Annotated in this window: 14 protein-coding genes and 9 pseudogenes; 6 read left to right on the top strand and 17 right to left on the bottom strand. The window is 68.5% G+C overall.

Annotated elements, in window-relative coordinates; all coding sequences use genetic code 11:
• Positions 1-250 precede the first annotated feature (250 nt).
• Both L2X98_RS08390 and L2X98_RS08395 read right to left on the bottom strand, forming a co-directional pair.
• A pseudogene (locus tag L2X98_RS08390) lies at positions 251-535 on the bottom strand (substrate-binding domain-containing protein); the annotation flags it as partial.
• A 55-nt stretch (positions 536-590) separates the two neighbouring features.
• A pseudogene (locus L2X98_RS08395) lies at positions 591-1,265 on the bottom strand (LacI family DNA-binding transcriptional regulator); the annotation flags it as partial.
• Here L2X98_RS08395 and L2X98_RS08400 point away from each other — a divergent pair.
• Both L2X98_RS08400 and L2X98_RS22650 read left to right on the top strand, forming a co-directional pair.
• Positions 1,264-2,058, top strand: a pseudogene (locus tag L2X98_RS08400) (glycoside hydrolase family 172 protein); the annotation flags it as partial. The pseudogenes L2X98_RS08395 and L2X98_RS08400 sit on opposite strands and share 2 nt — an antisense overlap.
• Positions 2,059-2,135: 77 nt before the next feature.
• Positions 2,136-2,393: a DUF2961 domain-containing protein gene (locus L2X98_RS22650; RefSeq protein ID WP_259613257.1), complete on the top strand. Its 258-nt coding sequence runs from the start codon at positions 2,136-2,138 to the stop codon at positions 2,391-2,393.
• A 33-nt stretch (positions 2,394-2,426) separates the two neighbouring features.
• On the opposite strand, the gene L2X98_RS08410 is transcribed toward L2X98_RS22650, so the two are convergent.
• From L2X98_RS08410 to L2X98_RS20615, 3 genes and pseudogenes are all read right to left on the bottom strand, one after another.
• A complete protein-coding gene (locus tag L2X98_RS08410; RefSeq protein WP_259612952.1) occupies positions 2,427-2,798 on the bottom strand; it encodes a type II toxin-antitoxin system PemK/MazF family toxin in 372 nt (123 codons plus the stop codon).
• A complete protein-coding gene (locus L2X98_RS08415; protein WP_259612953.1) occupies positions 2,795-3,019 on the bottom strand; it encodes a ribbon-helix-helix domain-containing protein in 225 nt (74 codons plus the stop codon). Before L2X98_RS08415 ends, L2X98_RS08410 begins: the two co-directional genes overlap by 4 nt.
• Positions 3,020-3,505: 486 nt before the next feature.
• Positions 3,506-3,892 (bottom strand): annotated as a pseudogene (locus tag L2X98_RS20615) (TetR family transcriptional regulator); the annotation flags it as partial.
• 60 nt (positions 3,893-3,952) lie between these two features.
• Between L2X98_RS20615 and L2X98_RS08425 the strand changes: the two are divergent.
• The 3 genes and pseudogenes from L2X98_RS08425 to L2X98_RS08435 all read left to right on the top strand — a co-directional run bounded on the left by L2X98_RS08425 (position 3,953) and on the right by L2X98_RS08435 (position 5,847).
• Positions 3,953-4,567: a biotin transporter BioY gene (locus tag L2X98_RS08425; RefSeq protein ID WP_259612954.1), complete on the top strand. Its 615-nt coding sequence runs from the start codon at positions 3,953-3,955 to the stop codon at positions 4,565-4,567.
• Positions 4,564-5,252, top strand: a pseudogene (locus L2X98_RS08430) (energy-coupling factor ABC transporter ATP-binding protein). Before L2X98_RS08425 ends, L2X98_RS08430 begins: the two are co-directional and overlap by 4 nt.
• A pseudogene (locus tag L2X98_RS08435) lies at positions 5,246-5,847 on the top strand (energy-coupling factor transporter transmembrane component T family protein). The pseudogenes L2X98_RS08430 and L2X98_RS08435 overlap by 7 nt, the downstream one beginning before the upstream one ends.
• A gap of 138 nt (positions 5,848-5,985) precedes the next feature.
• On the opposite strand, the gene L2X98_RS08440 reads toward L2X98_RS08435, so the two are convergent.
• The 5 genes and pseudogenes from L2X98_RS08440 to L2X98_RS20620 form a co-directional block, all read right to left on the bottom strand.
• On the bottom strand, positions 5,986-6,786 hold the full coding sequence (locus tag L2X98_RS08440) for a carbohydrate ABC transporter permease (RefSeq protein WP_259612955.1): 801 nt from the start codon (positions 6,784-6,786) through the stop codon (positions 5,986-5,988).
• Entirely contained in the window at positions 6,720-7,817 is a 1,098-nt protein-coding gene (locus tag L2X98_RS08445) for a carbohydrate ABC transporter permease (RefSeq protein ID WP_259612956.1), read from the bottom strand. The genes L2X98_RS08440 and L2X98_RS08445 overlap by 67 nt, the downstream gene beginning before the upstream one ends.
• Positions 7,818-7,880: 63 nt before the next feature.
• Positions 7,881-9,224, bottom strand: a complete 1,344-nt coding sequence (locus L2X98_RS08450) for an ABC transporter substrate-binding protein (RefSeq protein WP_259612957.1) — start codon at positions 9,222-9,224, stop codon at positions 7,881-7,883.
• A 169-nt stretch (positions 9,225-9,393) separates the two neighbouring features.
• Entirely contained in the window at positions 9,394-9,972 is a 579-nt protein-coding gene (locus tag L2X98_RS08455) for a DUF4185 domain-containing protein (RefSeq protein ID WP_259612958.1), read from the bottom strand.
• Between the two features lie 85 nt (positions 9,973-10,057).
• Positions 10,058-10,567: pseudogene (locus L2X98_RS20620) on the bottom strand (DUF4185 domain-containing protein); the annotation flags it as partial.
• 101 nt (positions 10,568-10,668) lie between these two features.
• On the opposite strand from L2X98_RS20620, the pseudogene cls reads away from it, so the two are divergent.
• Positions 10,669-12,136, top strand: a pseudogene (gene cls / locus L2X98_RS08465) (cardiolipin synthase).
• Here the strand turns inward: cls and L2X98_RS08470 are convergent.
• The 7 genes and pseudogenes from L2X98_RS08470 to dnaK form a co-directional block, all read right to left on the bottom strand.
• The gene (locus L2X98_RS08470) at positions 12,122-12,472 is read right to left on the bottom strand and encodes a type II toxin-antitoxin system PemK/MazF family toxin (RefSeq protein ID WP_259612959.1); all 351 of its coding nucleotides are present in this window, start codon (positions 12,470-12,472) and stop codon (positions 12,122-12,124) included. The pseudogene cls and the gene L2X98_RS08470 overlap by 15 nt on opposite strands.
• 1 nt (position 12,473) lies before the next feature.
• On the bottom strand, positions 12,474-12,707 hold the full coding sequence (locus L2X98_RS08475) for a ribbon-helix-helix domain-containing protein (RefSeq protein ID WP_259612960.1): 234 nt from the start codon (positions 12,705-12,707) through the stop codon (positions 12,474-12,476).
• A 62-nt stretch (positions 12,708-12,769) separates the two neighbouring features.
• Positions 12,770-12,973 carry a hypothetical protein gene (locus tag L2X98_RS08480; protein ID WP_259612961.1) on the bottom strand — a complete coding sequence of 68 codons (204 nt, stop codon included), beginning with the start codon at positions 12,971-12,973 and terminating at the stop codon, positions 12,770-12,772.
• Positions 12,970-13,433: pseudogene (locus tag L2X98_RS08485) on the bottom strand (heat shock protein transcriptional repressor HspR). The gene L2X98_RS08480 and the pseudogene L2X98_RS08485 overlap by 4 nt, the downstream one beginning before the upstream one ends.
• 138 nt (positions 13,434-13,571) lie before the next feature.
• Positions 13,572-14,558, bottom strand: a complete 987-nt coding sequence (locus L2X98_RS08490) for a DnaJ C-terminal domain-containing protein (RefSeq protein WP_259612962.1) — start codon at positions 14,556-14,558, stop codon at positions 13,572-13,574.
• 18 nt (positions 14,559-14,576) lie between these two features.
• The gene (locus L2X98_RS08495; protein ID WP_259612963.1) at positions 14,577-15,179 is read right to left on the bottom strand and encodes a nucleotide exchange factor GrpE; all 603 of its coding nucleotides are present in this window, start codon (positions 15,177-15,179) and stop codon (positions 14,577-14,579) included.
• Positions 15,180-15,184: 5 nt separating this feature from the next.
• Positions 15,185-17,053 carry a molecular chaperone DnaK gene (dnaK, locus tag L2X98_RS08500; protein WP_259612964.1) on the bottom strand — a complete coding sequence of 623 codons (1,869 nt, stop codon included), beginning with the start codon at positions 17,051-17,053 and terminating at the stop codon, positions 15,185-15,187.
• Between the last annotated feature and the right edge of the window lie 113 nt (positions 17,054-17,166).

Raw genomic sequence — 17,166 nt, forward strand, 5'->3', positions numbered from 1 at the left:
GAGATTGTCCCCCGTCGCGCGAGATTGTCCCCCGTCGCGCCAGATTGTCCCCCGTCCGGCGAGATTGTCCTCGTTCCAAGTAGCAACCTCGGCGCACCAGCGACAACCTCGGCGAACCGAGCACAACCTCGGGCAAACAGCGGGCGAGGATGCCGGGGCTCAGTGTGCGCGGAGGACCGTGGCCGGCTGCAACTCGTTGCGCAAGCACGACCGTGCGCGCCGGCTGGTCGTCGCCGTTGATGCGCTCGAGCAGGAGCCGAGCCGCGGTCACACCCATGTGACGCGCGGGCAGCCGGACGAGCGTCACGACGCTGGGCGAGAGGGTGGTGAACGGCAGGGATCCGATGACGGCCACCCCCACCTGGGGCGGGGTGAGCCCGTGCTCGGTGAGCACCTGGATGGCGCCGACGCCGATCAGGTTGTTGCCGGCCACTACAGCCTCGGGCGGCTCGGGCAGGGTGAGCAGCTCTTCCATCACACTGCGACCGCCCTCGACCTGGAAGGTGGAGTAGCGCAAGCGCATGGAGATCGACATCCGGGACGTGCTGCTCCATCACCGACCGCCAGCCGTCGGCGCGCTCGGACGCAGTCTCGATCTGCTCCGGTCCCGCGATGAACGCGATCCGACGGAAGCCGGCCTGCACGAGGTTCTCGGTGGCGGCACGGCCGGCGGCGCGGTTGGCCATCACCACCCCGTCGATGTCGTACCCGGTGCCTCGATCGACGGCGACGACGGGGCGCCCGGCGGCGATGACGTCATCGAGATTGGTGTGGTCCGCGGCAGCGGCCAGGATCACCCCGGCCATGTGCTCGGACAGCGCGATCTGCAGGTACCGCGATTCCTTCTCCACCTGGGCATCGGTGTTGCACAGTACGACCGAGTAGCCGGCATTCTGCGCGACATCCTCGACGCCGCGTGCCAATTCCGTGAAGTAGGGGTTCTCGATGTCGGGGATCAGCAGCGCGATGACCTCGGACTCCTGTCGACGCAGCGACCGAGCCGTCCGATTCGGGCTGAACCTCAGCTGCTGCGCGGCATCGCGCACGGCGGTCGTCTTGGCGTCAGAGACACCCGCGCCGTTGAACACGCGAGAGACGGTGGCGGGCGAGACGCCCGCGAGCTTCGCCACTTCATAGATGGTGGCCATGGTCTCCCGCTCTGCGATCGGTGCGCGTTGACAGCGCCTCTGGTCCACAATACAGTGGTGAAATCGATTCCATAAGAGTGGTCTCACCGAGAACCCCGACGACGGAGCTGACCCCATGACAACGACGTCCCCACTCTCCTCGCTCAGCGCGCTGCGCGCCGTGCAGACCCGGTCGATCTCGCCCGAGAACTTCGACGGCGCGGTCGGCGGCGGCGGGCGCGCGCGCGAGGGCACCGGCGCGTCCTGCGCGCGCGACCTCGGACCGGGCTGGAAGATCTCGCCCAGCGTGGACGTCAAGGCGGGCGAGACCTTCGAGCTCGCGAACATCTCCGGCGCCGGCAAGATCACGCACATCTGGATCACCACCCACACCGACAACTGGCGCACGCTGCTGCTCCGCGCTTACTGGGACGGCGCCGCTGAGCCTGCCGTCGAGGTGCCCTACGGCGACTTCTTCTGCAACGGCTGGGGCGTGTTCGCTCAGGTGAATTCGCAGGTCATCGCGGCGAATCCCCACGGCGGCTTCAACTCGTACTGGCCGATGCCGTTCCAGACCGGCGCCCGGCTGACGATCGAGAACACCTCGACCGTCGACGTGCGGATCTACTACCAGATCACCTACGAGACCGGCGCGGACTACACGGACGAGGGCTACTTCCACGCCCAGTGGCGCCGATCGAACCCGCTCGATGAGCTCGTGCCGCACACGATCCTGGAGGGGATCGAGGGACAGGGCCACTATGTCGGCACATACATCGCCTGGGGCGTGAACTCCAACGGCTGGTGGGGCGAGGGCGAGATCAAGTTCTACCTCGACGGCGATACCGACTACCCGACGATCTGCGGCACCGGAACCGAGGACTACTTCGGCGGCGCGTGGAACTTCGACATCCCGGAACAGGGATACACCGCCTTCTCGACGCCGTATCTCGGGATGCCGCAGGTCATCCGCCCGGACGGGCTCTATGTGTCGCAGCGCGATTCGGGATGTACCGATGGCACGTCGTCGACCCGATCCACTTCGCCACCGGCATCCCCAAGGTCGACATCCAGGCGCTCGGATGGCGCAGCGGATGGCGGTACCTCCCGCTGCGGGACGACATCGCCTCGACGGCGATGTTCTACCTCGATCGGCCGACGGCGCGGCGCCCGAAGACGCCGAGCGCCGACGATATGGAGGTGCACTTGGGGACGGCTCCGGTCCCCGACATCGGGGCGACACCGCCGCGCGCGCCGCAGGACTGAACCGCGGCATCCGACGGCGAGTGGATGCTGCGGTCAGAGCGCGAGGTGAAGACGCAGTGCGGCATCCACCTGCGTCATCGCCTCGGCGGGAACCCAGCCGACGATGCGCAGGATCCGCCCGATCGACACGGCACGCACCTGTTCGGCCTGCGCCTTCGAGTCGTGGCTGAGGCCGGTCGCATCGGCGTCGAGGAGGACGTGGAACGGGAACACCCGTGCGGTGCTGCTCGTGATCGGCACGACCGTGATCACGCCGCGCCGCGTCCGCACCGCGGCCGCATTCGCGGTGTTGTTGCTCACCACGACCGCGGGTCGCGTCTTGGACGCCTCGGAACCGGAGACCGGATCGAGGTCGACCAGCACGATCGCCCCGCGGCGGACGAGCGTGACGCCGTCGCCGGTCATGCGACCCCGTCGTCTGGCGCCGCATCCCAGGCGGCCGCCTCACCGTCATCCACCCACGAGCCGAACGCCTCCGCGTAGGCATCGGCGAGCTCGCTCTCACGCAGCAGCTGAAGCGCCCGCTGCACCGCGGCGGAGCGGCTCGCGAACCGGCCGGCGAGGACGTCCGCATCGAGTGCGGCGATGTCGTCCTCACCCAAGCTGATGCTCACCTTGGCGCCCATGTCTCGATGCTACTCCGGTCGCATCGGGAATGCGACCGACCGCAGCCTGGCCCTGAGTGCCACCAACTGCCCCGACTGCCGCCTCTGGCGCCTGCCGCCTGTCGCCGAGCGCCGCCGCCTGCCGTCGGCTGCCGTCGAGCGCCGCCGGCCGTCGAGCGCCGCTGACTGCACATGAAATCGCCGAGTGCACATCAAACATGGCGCAGACTGATGTTCACTCGGCCAAATCGTACGATCCCGAGGCGTAGCACGCACGCACACGCGGAGGCGCGGACGCGGACCGGGGGCGCTAGCGCGCTGCGACGCGGGCGCGCAGGCCGTCGACGAGCAGGTCGACCCCGAATGCGAACGCGGCGGCCGAGTCATCGACCACGTCGGGCGCCACCACGCCCAGGCTGTCGAATCGAGCCGCTCGCTGCTCGTGTGAGACATGCCCCAGCACGAAGTCGGCAGCGTCGTCGACGCCCGGGTGACCGTCGCCTCGTCGAAACCGCCTCCGGCGATCGCCTCGGCGAGACGCCTGGCGGCGGCATCCGCCCCCAGTCCCATGCTCAGCGTGCTCGCGACGACCTCCGCCCCGTCCCGGTAGGCGAGCAGTCCATCGCGCAGGCCGGCCGCGGCGGCCCGCACGTCGGCGGCCCAGTCTCCGGATGCCGGGGGCTCCGACCGCAGGGCGACGATGCGCTCCGCCAGCTCGGCGAGCATCGTCTGCTTGTTCGGGAAGTGGTGGTACAGCGCGCTCGGCTGCACCTCGAGCGCGGCAGCCAGCCGCCGCATCGTGAGATCGGGCAGCCCGACGTCGTCGAGAAGCCGCAGCGCCGTCCGCGCCACATCGTCGCGCGTGTGGCGCCGTGCGGTTTCGCCGAGTCGCATCCCCTCACTATAGTGAACAGCGTTCAGGTGAACACCGTTCAGTAAGAGGATGACGCACAGATGACCGACGTGACCGCACGCCCCGCCGTACACCGTCTCGGCGCCACCGACGTCGCCCGCGTCGCCGTGTTCGCCGGCATCGTCGCGGTGCTCGGGCTGCCGGGCGGGTTCACCGCGTTCGGCGCCGTGCCGATCACCGCGCAGACGCTCGGCGTGATGCTCGCCGGGGCGATCCTGGGACCGTGGCTCGGTGCGCTGTCGATGACGGTGCTGCTGGCGCTGGTCGCGGTGGGTCTGCCGCTGCTGTCGGGCGGGCGGGGCGGCATCGGCGTCTTCGTCGGCCCGTCGGCTGGCTACCTTCTCGGCTTCGTGCTCGGCGCACTCGTGATCGGACTGATCGTGCACGCCGGCGGCCGACGCCCGGTGCTGTGGCGCACGGCACTGGGGATCGCGGTCGGCGGCATCGGAGTGATGTATGCCTGCGGCATTCCGCTCCAGGCACTCGTGACGCGGATGCCGGTGCCCGAGACCGCGCTCACGAGCCTCGTCTTCCTTCCCGGCGACATCATCAAGGCCGTCGTCGCCACGGCGGTCACCATGACGCTCGTGCGTGCCTATCCGCGGGCATTCGGCCGTACTTTCGCCGCCACATCGGTCCGCTCGGATGCCGCATGATCCGACTCGCGCATGCGTCGGTGCGCCTCGGCGAGGTCGAGGCGCTGCACGACGTGACGCTCGAGGTCGACGCGCGCACGGTCGCGGTGATCGGCGAGAACGGTTCGGGCAAGTCCACCTTCGCCCGGCTGATCGCCGGGCTGGTGCCGGCGACATCCGGCACCGTGCAGGTGCTGGGCCTGGACCCGGTGCGCGAGACGACCGCGCTGCGCCGTCGAGTGGCGGTCGTCTTCAGCAATCCCGACACGCAGATCGTCATGCCGACCGTCGCCGAGGATGTCGCGTTCTCGCTGCGTCCGCAGCGCGGGCAGCGCCGCGATCGCGCGGCAGAGGCGGTTCGCGTGGAGGCATCCCTCGCGCGCTTCGGGCTCACCGCGCTCGCCGATCGCCCCGCGCACGACCTGTCGGGCGGGCAGAAGGCTTGCTCGCCCTCGCCGGCGCGTTCGTGCGCGAGCCGACTCTCGTCGTCGCGGACGAGCCGACCGCGTACCTCGATGCGCGCAACGCCCGCCGCATCGCCGACCATCTGCTCGCCGACGCCGGTCACCGGCTCGTGCTCGCCACGCACGACCTCGCGCTCGCACGCCGCTGCGATGCGGCCGTGCTGTTCCTGGACGGAACCGTGCGCGCGTCGGGCGACGTGCACGAGGTCATCGCCGCGTACGAGGAGGCGCTCGCGTGCTGACGCTGTACCGGTCTGGACGCGGACCGCTGTACCGGATGCCGGCCGGCCCGAAGCTCGTGTCGCTGATCGCGCTGGTGCTCGCGGTCTCGCGCTGCCGACGGCGCTCTGGGCGGCCGGCGTCGCGGCCGGCGTCTGCCTGCTCGCCCATCTCGTCGGTCTGGGGATGTGCGGGCTGCGGGTGCTGGGCCGTCAGGCGTGGTCGCTGCGCTGGGTGATCGCGCTGATGGTCGCGGGCCAGCTCGTGTTCCTCGGGCCGCTGCCCGCGGCAGTGAACACCGTGCGGGTGACGTCTGCCGTGCTGCTGGCCGGGCTGATCGCGCTGACGACGCCGGTGACCGCGCTGTTGGATGCGCTCGAGCGCGGCCTCGCACCGCTCTCACTCATCCGCCTCGACCCCGCCCGCACGGCGCTGATGCTGACCGTGACGGTCGGCACCATCCCGGATCTCGCGCGGATCGCCCGGGATGTGCGCGACGCCCAGCGCGCCCGCGGCGCGCGCGTCGGCATCCGACGGTTCGCCGTGCCCTACCTGGTCACGACGCTCAAGCACGCCGACGAGCTCGGCGACGCGCTGGCCGCCCGCGGCGTGCGTTAGCGGCGGACTGCCCGATCACCCCGATCAGCGGCCGAGCAGGGCGAGAGGCACAACGGCGACGCCGTCTCGCCGACGATACGCATCACGTCCGGTTGTCACCACCACGCGGTCCGCGAGCCGGTCGCCGATGCACGCGCGCTACTTCAGCCCGGCCATCTTGATGTTGCCGATGATCTGGCGCTGGAAGATGAGGAACAGGATGATCACCGGAGCCGCCGCCAGGACCGACCCCGCCATGAGCAGGCCGAGCTCGGAACTGCCCCGGCCGGTGCGGAATGTGGCGAGGTACTGCTGCACGACGAACCTCTCGGGACTGGTGATGGTGAGGATCGGCCAGACGTACGAATTCCAGTAGGCGAGGAACGCCGTGATTCCCATGACGACGAACGGTGGCTTGGAGAGGGGCAGGAACAGGTAGAAGAAGATCCGCAGGCGGCCGCAGCCGTCCAGCATCGCGGCTTCCTCCAGACTCGACGGGATGCTGAGATAGAACTGCCGGATGAAGAAGATCATCGCCGCCGTGGCCGCACCCGGGATGACGAGGACGGCAAGGCTGTCGAGCATGCCGAGATCCGTCACGACGATGAAGCTCGTGAGCAGGATCGTCATGCCGGGGATGAACATCGTCGTGATGACGGCGACCCACAGCGTGCGCTTGAAGCGGAAGTCGAGGCGCGCGAACGCGTATGCGGCCAGAGAGTTGACCGTGAGGGCGAGCACCGTGAACAGCATCGCCCCCAGGAACGTCCACCCCATCGTCAGGAGGAAGGTGGGATCGCCGAGGATCTGCGCGTAGTTCTCCCATTTCCACACCTCCGGGAAGAACTGGAAGGGGGTCGCCACGACCTCGTTCTTCGACTTGAAGCCGGCGATCAGCAGCCAGAGCAGCGGGAACAGCGCGACCAGCACGAACACCGCTCCGACGATCGCCTTGCCCACCGTGTAGAGCCACCACGCCGTGGTGCGCTGCGGGCGCCGACGGGCCGGCGCGACCTGCTGTGCGACGACGGCCATGTCAGTCCACCAGCCTCTCGGAGTTGACGAATCGGAAGATGAGCGCCGAGACCGTGCCGAGCACGACGAACAGCAAGCGCGGCGGCGATCGAGTAGCCCACGTTCACGTCGTTCGTGAAGTGGTTGAAGATGAACAGGTTCGGCAGCGTGGTCGAGTCCAGCGGTCCGCCCTGGGTCATCACCAGCGGCAGGTCGAGCTGCTGAATGGCGGCGACGAACCCGGTGACGAGCAAGTACAGGATGATGTTCTTCATCTGCGGAATCGTGATGAAGAAGGTCTTCTGCCACCAGTTGGCGCCCTCCATCGCCGCGGCCTCGTAATACTCGGTGGGGATGTCGATCATCGCGGCCACCATGATGAGCGAGGTGAGGCCCATCCCGAGCCAGACCGCGGGGATGGCGATCGCCAGCAGAGCCCACTTCGGGTCTCCGATCCAGGCGACCGGGTCGATGCCGAAGAGCCCCAGCAGCGCGTTGAGCAGGCCGCCCGAATAGTCATAGATGATGACGAAGATGATCGACGTGATGACGGTCGAGATGATCGTCGGAAGATAGATCGAGACCTTGAGGATGCTGGCGAATCGTCGCGAGACCGCGACGACCAGGCTCGAGAACGCGAACGCCAGGAGCAGCATCGGCGGGACCGTCATCGCGACGAACACGAAGCCCCGCCCGATCGCGGCCCAGAACAGCGGGTCGGTGAGCACGTTCGTGTAGTTGCGCCAGCCGACGAACTCCGGGGCCTTGTAGAAGCTCCAGTCCTGGAATGACAGGTACGCCGCGTAGATCGCCGGCCAGATCACGAAGATCCCGAGCAGGACGATCGCCGGCAGCACGAGCCAGTACGCCACCTTGCCGTCGCGGTAAAGGTACCTGCGGTGTCGGCGCCGGGCGTCGCCGGCATCGGGCACCGTCAGAACCTCGGTCTCGGTCATGGTCGGATGCATCACGGTCATGCTCTCACCCCTTCGACACGCTGTTCGGGGGCCGGTCGAGCCCGGCCCCCGAACAGTGGGCGCCTAGTTCTTCGGCGCCTTGCTGGGCAGGTCGTTCTGCTGGATGACCTTCGCGATCGCCGCGTCGGCGGTCTTGATGGCAGCGTCCGGCGAGGCCGCACCCTTCATCACCGACTCCATCGCGGTGCCGACGGCCAGGGACACATCCCACGGGTAGATCGGCTCGGGGATCGCGGTGGGCGCGATCTGGTTGACCAGGATGTCGGACCACGGCGCCTTGGCCGCCGCCTCATCTGCGGCAACCGCCTCCTGCACCGACTTGCGCACCGGGATCTTGGTGAACTGCGTGTTCACGAAGAACGGCACCACGTTCGCGGGGTCGCCCGCGATCGACCACTGCAGGAACTGACCCGCGGCATCCGCGTTCTTCGACTTCGCGTCGATGACCCACTTGAAGTTGCCCAGAGTCGTCGCGGTCCGCCCGTCGGCCTGCGGCGCGTTCGGGAACGCGCCGACCCCGGTCTTGGTGAGCAGATCCTTGTAGTCCGAGCCGATCTCAGACATCATCCACGAGCCCGAGACCTTGAACGCGACCTTCTGCTGGCCGAAGTCCTTGCCTTCCACGTAGGCGGCGAGCGCCTGCTTAGGCATGTACCCCTTGTCCCACAGCTCCTTGTACTGCGCCATCAGGTCGCGATAGCCCTGGTTGTCGATGTCGGGCTTGGTCCAGTCATCCGTGAGCGCGGTGTGCCCGGCGAAGTTGTACTGCTGCCCGACGGTCGACCACGCGAAGGTCGCGGCATCACCGGCCGGCGAGATGCAGAACTGCCCGGCCTTCAGCGTCGGCTTGATCTTCGCGCAGTCCGCCATCAGCTCGTCCCACGTGGTCGGTCCGGCGTCGGCGTCGACACCGGCCGCGGTCAGCATGTCCTTGTTCCAGAACAGCACGGCCTGCGCCTCCTGCAGCAGCGGGTAGGCGTAGAACTTTCCGTCCAGCTCGGACACCGACTGCGCCGCCGGCAGGATCTCCTGCAGCGCCGCCTTGTCGACGACCTTGTCGAGGTCGTACAGCTGGCCGGCGTTGACCGCGTCCTGGATCGGGCCGGAGTGCGTGTAGATGTCCGGCGCCTTCCCCGCAGCCTGCGCCGCCTTCATCTTCTGGTCCCACGCGTCGGCCGGCACCTCGGTGTCGACGACCTTGATCTTGCTCTGCGAGTCGTTGAACTTCTTGACGATGTCCTTGTACCAGGCGTTCTCCGGGGGCGTGAACGTGCGGTGCCAGAAGGTGATGGTGGTGACACCGTTCGCATCGGCCCCGCCTCCGCCGCCGGAGCATGCAGAGAGCCCCAAACCCGCTACGACAAGGGCCGCGCCGACGGCGAGAAGCCTGCTCTTACGCTTGTGCATTCGTCCTCCTCAGGAACACGGCTCATCGATGAACCGTCGCTGTGACCGGTTGACACCGGCGGGTGGTGCCGAGCGGGTGACTCGCGTACCACTGTGAGTCGCCGTTGATCTCGTCGCTCGCCAGAGTAGACGAAATCGATTTCATCTGCAATGGGCTGATACCGGACCGTTAATCAGCGCGGTCCAGCTCAGCCGAGAACCAGAACACGTTGTACGGCCCCCACAGCGACATCGTGAAGTAGATGCGCCGGCCTCCGTCCGCCACGTAGCGCGGGTTCATGAAGGGGGCGTACAGGCCCGGGTAGTCGGATGCCGCGGCCAGCTCGATCGGCTCGCCCCACGGCCCCCACGGCGTGATCCCCTCTCGGATGTAGGCGTTGCCGGCATCCGAGTAGGTCATCAGCCACCGGTCCAGGTACGTCGACCACATCACCGAGAGCTCGCCGATCGTGCCGTCGAGCACGGTCGCGGCATCCGTCATCCGGTCACTCCACCGCGGGTCGCCGTCGGACCCGGTGCCGGCGAAGTACGTGTACGACGCCGCGTCTTCGACGTCCTCCGTCGTCGCCGGCACCCGCATCAGGCGGACCGATCCGAACCGCCCTGCCGGGATGGCCCAGAGGTAGATGAAGTCGCGGCCGCCGTCCGATACGGCCGCCGTCGCCACCTGGATGAAGTCCGATCCGCCCGGCCATCGCGGGGACGGAAGCGGGATCCACGTCCGCCCCTGGTCGCTGGACCGCGCCAACCCGGAGTAGTTCGCATCCCAGACTCCGGCTTGCGCCCCAGTGCCGCACCGACATGTAGAAGATGTAGAGGGCTCCGTCGACGGTGAAGCCGTAGGTCGGGATCTTGGTGACCTCGCCGGTGTCGTCCGGTTCGTGCTCCCCCTCGACCATCGCCGCCGCCAGACCGACGTCGTCCACCGGCGCCCACCCGTCGAACGTGATCCCGTCGGACGGATCGTCGTCGGTGGTGTGAGCGGCGACGTTCGACCGCCAGAAGCCGCCCTGCCCGCCGTAGCTGTCCGGCTCGCGTTCGCCGAACGTGTCGCCGAAGAAGAAGAACGTCTGCTCCCCCAGATTGACCATCGAGCCCAGGTCGGTGCCGGCCACGCCGACGCTCTGCGTGTCGTTGATCGCGTCCGGGCCGGTGAGGCGGGCAACCTGCGTCACCGCGCTCACCCCGCCGAGCACGAACGGCTTGTCGGAATCGGGATCCACCCTCACGCCGTCACCTCCGGAACATGCGACGAGCACGGCCATCAGAGCCGCGGATGCCGCGACGGCGATGCGCCGCAGGCGACGGCGATGGTGCGGGCCACAGCGAGGGGCACGAGGCATGATCCTCCTTGATCAGCCGCCAGTCTAGCGAAATCGATTTCAGCTCCGCAGCTCACCCGATCGGGGCGAGAGGCTGCACCGCCACCTCGTAAGGTCGACTCATGGACCCTCTCCTCGGTGCGAATCTCATCTGGGTCCTCGCCGCCCTCGTCACCCTCGCGATCGACCTGACCGCCCTCATCGTCATCCCCAGGCGCCGCAAGCCGACGGCGGCGATGGCGTGGCTCCTGCTGATCCTCGCTGCCGCTGGTCGGGATCGTGCTCTTCCTGCTGATCGGCAGCTTCCGGCTGCCGAAGAAGCGACGGGACGCGCAGGCGCGCATCGACGACGAGATCCGCGCGCGTACCGCCGGCGAGCCGCGCGCCGACACGTCGTCGTGGCCGCGCTGGCTGCAAGCGGGTGGCGGTGCAGAACGAGTCGCTCACCACGCTGCCCGCGCTGGACGGGAACGCGGCGACGCTCCTGCCGGACTATCAGGGGTCGATCGACGCGATGGCCGAAGAGATCGGGCGGGCCCGGCGCTTCGTGCATGTCGAGTTCTACATCCTCGCGTGGGACGACACCACCCGGGGATTCTTCGCGGCGCTGGAGGCGGCGGTCGCCCGCGGCGTGACCGTGCGTCTGCTCGCAGACTACATCGCCTCGCGCAAGATCCCCGCCTCGAAGGAGACGTTCGCCGAATTGGACCGCATCGGCGTGCGATGGTCGTGGATGCTGCCGGTCGAGCCGCTCCGAGGCCGCTACCAGCGCCCCGACCTGCGCAACCATCGCAAGCTCGTCGTGGTCGACGGCCAGGTCGCGTTCATGGGATCGCAGAACCTGGTCGCCCGCCACTACAACGCGCCGAAGAACATCTCCCGCGGCCTGCAGTGGCAGGAGCTCGTCACGCGGGTGGAGGGGCCGGTGGTCGCCCAGCTCGACACCGTGTTCCTCACCGACTGGCAGATCGAGACGGGCGAGGAGCTGTGGGCCGAGCACGTGCCCAGCAGCGAGATCGCGGCCGCCGGCGGGGCGCCGCTGAGCTGCCAGCTCGTGCCGAGCGGCCCAGGCTATGCGACCGAGAACAACCTCCGCCTGTTCCTGTCGATGATCCACGGGGCGACCGAGCGGGTCATCATCGCGAGCCCCTACTTCGTGCCCGACGAGGCGATGGTCTATGCGATCACCACAGCCTGCGAACGCGGCCTCGAGGTGCAAGCTGTTCGTCTCGGAGGTCGGCGACCAGGGCCTGGTCTACCACGCGCAAGCGCTCGTACTACGAGACGCTGCTGGAGGCCGGCGTGCGGATCTTCCTCTACCCGGCGCCGTACATCCTGCATGCGAAGCACTTCTCGATCGACGACGACCTGGCCGTCATCGGATCCAGCAACATGGACATCCGCTCGTTCAGCCTCAACATGGAGATCTCGCTGCTGGTGCGGGGCGCCTCCTTCACCGCCGCGATGCGCGCGGTCGAGCAGGACTACCGCGACGCCGGCCGCGAGCTCACGCTGGACGAATGGCGGAGGGAGCCCGGCAAGGCGACCTTCCTGGACGGCCTGGCCCGCCTCACCTCAGCGCTGAACTGAGCGGGCAGCCGTTCGGAACGCGGCATCCATGAGCGGAAGATCCAGGTCGAACGCCAGCACCACCGCGCGGGCGAGGGAGGCCTCCTGTCGGCCGGTGAGGAATCCGACCGTGCGGCCGAGCGCCGCGACCGGGATCGTCACGACGTTGTCGACGGCTGCCGCACACGCGTGATCGAGCCCATTCTCAGCGCCGAGGAGAACCTCGCTGCTCAGTCCCTTGATCGTCGACGTGATCGGCACGACCGTCACCTTCGTCATCGTCGCCCGTGCGGCGTCGCGCGTCAGGACGACCACGGGGCGCGTCTTGTCGAGGCGCGCGAGGCAGATCTCACGCACGTCAGTCCTCGATCGCGACGTGGGTGACGGTCCAGTCCACCAGCGCGTCCAGGTCGTCGCTCGTTCCCGAGCGCGTGAGGATGTCGACGTCGTGTTCGGCGAGGATCCGGCGCATCTCGCGCTCGAGCGCGGACGTCACGAGAGCCGCGCGGCTCGGCGCCCGGCCATCGGCGACCTGCTGGTCGAGGAATTCCACCACCGCTTCCGGAAGCCGCACGGCGATCTGGGTCGACATGCTCTCATCGTACCATCGTGCATCCCACATCGGGATGCACCCGCGCCTCACCGCTCGATCACTCAGTGCTCGTTGCCGCGCCGGTAGTTGCCGGTGACGCGCTGCAGCGCCGCCTGATCGGATGCCTCGTCCCGTCCGAGTCGCGCGATCAGCCGGGCCGCGCCCGCACCGCGGACGGTGGTGACCAGACGTCCCGCGCGGGAGATCAGCACGTCACCGGCCTTGGTCACCCGGTACGCGAACGGCTCGTATTCCGACCGGGTCATCCCTGGTCGTCGGCATCCGTCCCCGGCGGCAGCGCCTGGCGCGGGGTCCACAGCACGATGTCGGTGGCGCGACGCACGCGCCGACCGTGGCGCAAGCGTGACCACCGCGCCGGTCGAACCGGCCGCGAACACCCGGGCGCCCGGCCTGTTCTCCACCTCGACGCGGACGCGCTCCTCGAGCATCTGGACCCGCACGTGCAGGTCGCGCACGTGCTCCTCGAGCTCCAGGATGCGCACGATCGCCGGCAGGCTCATGCCGTCCGCCGACATCCGGGCGACCTCGCGCAGCTGCCGGATGTGCCGCAGCGAATACCGGCGCGACCCGCCCTGTGTGCGCGCCGGCACCACGAGGCCCATCCGGTCGTACTGGCGCAAGCGTCTGGGGATGCATCCCGGACAGTTCGGCGGCGGCCGCGATCGCGAAGATCGGCGCCTCGTCGTCGGGCCGCTGATCGTGCATCGGAATCCACCTCCTTGCTGACTGAACTTAGGCGCTCTCTCTGCCCCGGGCGTTTCGTCTCGCTTCGCTCGCTCAACGACCTGTCAGTCTCCACGCTTCGCTCGCTCAACGACCTGTCGGTCTCCACGCTTCGCTCGCTCAACGCGCGGTCTGCGCCTTGGCCATCAGGTCGGCGCGCGGGTTCTCCTTCGGCTCCAGATCGGCGAATCGCTCCAGCGCCTCGCGGGCATTGTCGTCCAGGTGCGACGGCACCGCCACCTGCACCTCGGCGAGCAGGTCGCCGGTGCCCTTCTTGGTCTCCACCCCGCGGCCCTTCACGCGCAGCACGCGTCCGGACGGCGTGCCCGGCGCGACCCGCAGCCGCACCGGGTCGCCGCCGAGGGTGGGCACCTCGATGGTCGCGCCCAGCGCCGCCTCGGTGAAGGTCACCGGGACGGTCACGCGCAGGTTCAGCCCGTCACGGGTGAAGATCGGATGCTGTCGCACGGTCACCGTCACGACGATGTCGCCGTGCTCCCCGCCGTCGGGCGAGGGGCGTCCGCGGCCGCGCAGCCGCACCTTCTGTCCGTTCGAGACGCCGGCCGGGATCTTCACCTTGAACGGCTTGCCGTCCTCGCCGGCGAGGGTGATGGTCTCGCCCTTGACCGCGGTCACGAAGTCCAGCGTGGTGTGGGCCGTGACATCCGCCCCCCGATGCGGACCGCCGTAGCCGCGGTAGCCGCCGGTGGGCTCGCCGAATCCGCCGGGCTGGTTGAACATCGAGAAGATGTCCTCGAAGTTGCCCGACGAGGTCTGGAACCGGGTGCCGCCGCCGCGCCCCTGGCCGAACATGCTGAACACGTCCTCGAAGCCGCCGGCGTCCTGGCCGCCCGCGGTGAAGCGGGCGCCCGAGCCCATCGCCCGGATCTGGTCGTACTCGGTGCGCTGCTCCTTGTCGGAGAGCACCGAGTACGCCTCGCTGATCTCCTTGAACTTCGCCTCGGCGGCGGCGTCTCCCGGATTCGAATCCGGGTGGTACTTGCGCGCGAGCTTGCGGTAGGTCTTCTTCAGCTCGGCGTCGTCGACGTCCTTGGACACCCCGAGCGTGGCATAGAAGTCCTTGTCGAACCAGTCCTGACTGGCCATGGATGCTCCTTTCCGGCCCTAGTCGGCCGGAACGGCGACCACGACCTTCGCCGGGCGCAGCTCCACCGATCCCAGGCGGTAGCCGACCTCCACGACCTCGAGGATCGTCGGCTCGGTCGTGCCGGGGGTCGGCTGCTGGAACACCGCCTCGTGATGCTGCGGATCGAACGACTCGCCGGGCTCAGCATAGGCGACCACGCCCATGCGCTCGACGATCCCGCGGACCTTCTCGGCGATCAGCGTGAACGCCGACCCGTCCTCGAGGTCGCCGTGCTTCTGTGCGCGATCGAGGTCGTCCAGCACGGGCAGGAGCGCCTTGGCGGCCTCGCCCTTGGCTCGGTCGATCTCGATCTGCCGCTGCTCCTCGGTGCGTCGGCGGTAGTTCGCGTACTCCGCCTGCAGTCGCTTGAGGTCGTTCAGCAGCGTCGACTCGAGGTCGGCCAGCTTGGCGTCCTCGGCTGCGGCGTCCGCGTTCTGCATGGCGCCGAGGATGTCGTCGACCGTCAGCTCGTCGTCTGCATCCGGTGCGGTCTCGTCCTGCGACTCGCGGTCGGAGGCGTGTGCCTCCGACCCCTCGCCGCTGGGACGGACCTCGTCGTCATCGAAGTCCTTGTCGGTCATGTCCCCTACTTCTTCTCGTCCTCGTCGTCCACGACCTCGGCGTCGACCACGTCCTCCTCGGGGTTCGGCACTTCGCCGTTGCCCGGGTCGGCGACGTTGGGGTCGCCCTGGGCGCCTTCGGCCTGCGCCGCCTGGTAGATCGCCTCGCCCAGCTTCTGCTGGCTCTGGTTCAGCGTGTCGTACGCCGTCTTCACGGCGTCGTCGTCCTCGCCGGCCAGCGCGGTCTTCAGCGCGTCGACGTCGGCCTGCACGCTGTCCTTGACGTCGGCGGGCAGCTTGTCCTCGTTGTCCTTGATCAGCTTCTCGATCGAGTACGACAGGGTCTCGGCCTGGTTGCGGGTCTCGGCGGACTCGCGGCGCTTCTTGTCCTCGGCGGCGTGCTCCTCGGCCTCGCGCACCATGCGCTCGATGTCGTCCTTGGGCAGGCTGGACCCGCCGGTGATCGTCATCGACTGCTCCTTGCCGGTGCCCTTGTCCTTCGCGGACACGTGCACGATGCCGTTCGCGTCGATGTCGAAGGTGACCTCGACCTGCGGCACGCCGCGCGGGGCCGGCGCGATGCCGGTCAGCTCGAACGTGCCCAGCGGCTTGTTGTCGCGGGTGAACTCGCGCTCGCCCTGGAAGACCTGGATCGCCACCGACGGCTGGTTGTCGTCGGCGGTGGTGAAGGTCTCGCTGCGCTTGGTCGGGATGGCCGTGTTGCGCTCGATGAGCTTGGTCATGATGCCGCCCTTGGTCTCGATGCCCAGCGACAGCGGGGTCACGTCGATCAGCAGCACATCCTTGCGCTCGCCCTTCAGGACGCCGGCCTGCAGGGCGGCGCCGACGGCGACGACCTCATCCGGGTTGACGCCCTTGTTCGGCTCGGAGCCGGCCTCGCGCTTGACCAGCTCGCTCACGGCGGGCATGCGGGTCGATCCGCCCACCAGCACGACGTGGTCGATGTCGGCGACCTTGATGCCGGCCTCGCGGATGACGTCGTCGAACGGCTTCTTCGTGCGGTCCAGCAGGTCCTTGGTGAGGTCCTCGAACTTGGCGCGGCTCAGGGTCTCCTGCAGGTTCGCCGGGCCCGACTCGGTCAGCGACAGGTACGGCAGCGAGATGCTGGTCGACGTCGAGCTGGACAGCTCCTTCTTGGCCTGCTCGGCGGCCTCCTTCAGACGCTGCAGCGCGATCTTGTCACCCGAGACATCCACTCCGGTGGTGTCCTTGAACTGCTTGATCAGCCAGTCCACGACGCGCTGGTCCCAGTCGTCGCCGCCGAGGCGGTTGTCACCGGCGGTGGAGCGCACCTGGATGGTGGAGAAGTCGTCGTCCTTGCCCACCTCGAGCAGGGACACGTCGAACGTGCCGCCGCCGAGGTCGAACACCAGGATGAGCTCGTCCTCCTTGCCCTTGTCCAGGCCGTAGGCCAGGGCCGCCGCGGTGGGCTCGTTGATGATGCGCAGCACGTTCAGGCCCGCGATCTCGCCGGCCTCCTTCGTGGCCTGGCGCTCGGCGTCGTTGAAGTACGCGGGCACGGTGATGACGGCATCCGTCACGGTGTCGCCGAGGTACTGCTCGGCGTCGCGCTTGAGCTTCTGCAGGATGCGCGCCGAGATCTCCTGCGGCGTGAACTGCTTGCCGTCGATGGCCTGGGTCTTCCAGTCGGTGCCCATGTGCCGCTTGACGGAGGTGATGGTGCGGTCGACGTTCGTCACGGCCTGGCGCTTGGCGGTCTCGCCGACCAGCACCTCGCCGTCCTTCGTGAACGCGACGACCGAGGGAGTCGTACGGAAGCCCTCGGCGTTGGCGATGACCTTCGGCTCGCCGCCCTCGAGGACGGAGACGACGGAGTTCGTCGTTCCGAGGTCGATACCCACTGCACGTGCCATGTGTTCTCTTCCTTTCGTGGGCGAGACGGATGCCTCGGCCCGGCTGTCTGATGAAGTCACGGAGCGACGGAACTGACGTTGAGTCGCGATGACTCAAGTGTACGTCGCCGATG

This window comes from Microbacterium elymi (assembly GCF_021582895.2).
In the GTDB taxonomy this organism is placed as follows: Bacteria; Actinomycetota; Actinomycetes; order Actinomycetales; family Microbacteriaceae; genus Microbacterium; species Microbacterium humicola.

What these genes read in the sequence shown, in the direction of transcription:
- L2X98_RS22650 (WP_259613257.1), top strand. Translation starts at nt 2,136, where the DNA reads ATGTACCGATGGCACGTCGTCGACCCGATCCACTTCGCCACCGGCATC.
- L2X98_RS08410 (WP_259612952.1), bottom strand. Translation starts at nt 2,798, where the DNA reads ATGACCGGCGACGGCGTCACGCTCGTCCGCCGCGGGGCGATCGTGCTG.
- L2X98_RS08415 (WP_259612953.1), bottom strand. Translation starts at nt 3,019, where the DNA reads ATGGGCGCCAAGGTGAGCATCAGCTTGGGTGAGGACGACATCGCCGCA.
- L2X98_RS08425 (WP_259612954.1), top strand. Translation starts at nt 3,953, where the DNA reads ATGACCGACGTGACCGCACGCCCCGCCGTACACCGTCTCGGCGCCACC.
- L2X98_RS08445 (WP_259612956.1), bottom strand. Translation starts at nt 7,817, where the DNA reads ATGACCGTGATGCATCCGACCATGACCGAGACCGAGGTTCTGACGGTG.
- L2X98_RS08450 (WP_259612957.1), bottom strand. Translation starts at nt 9,224, where the DNA reads ATGCACAAGCGTAAGAGCAGGCTTCTCGCCGTCGGCGCGGCCCTTGTC.
- L2X98_RS08475 (WP_259612960.1), bottom strand. Translation starts at nt 12,707, where the DNA reads ATGTCGACCCAGATCGCCGTGCGGCTTCCGGAAGCGGTGGTGGAATTC.
- L2X98_RS08480 (WP_259612961.1), bottom strand. Translation starts at nt 12,973, where the DNA reads ATGACCCGGTCGGAATACGAGCCGTTCGCGTACCGGGTGACCAAGGCC.
- L2X98_RS08490 (WP_259612962.1), bottom strand. Translation starts at nt 14,558, where the DNA reads ATGGCCAGTCAGGACTGGTTCGACAAGGACTTCTATGCCACGCTCGGG.
- L2X98_RS08495 (WP_259612963.1), bottom strand. Translation starts at nt 15,179, where the DNA reads ATGACCGACAAGGACTTCGATGACGACGAGGTCCGTCCCAGCGGCGAG.
- dnaK (WP_259612964.1), bottom strand. Translation starts at nt 17,053, where the DNA reads ATGGCACGTGCAGTGGGTATCGACCTCGGAACGACGAACTCCGTCGTC.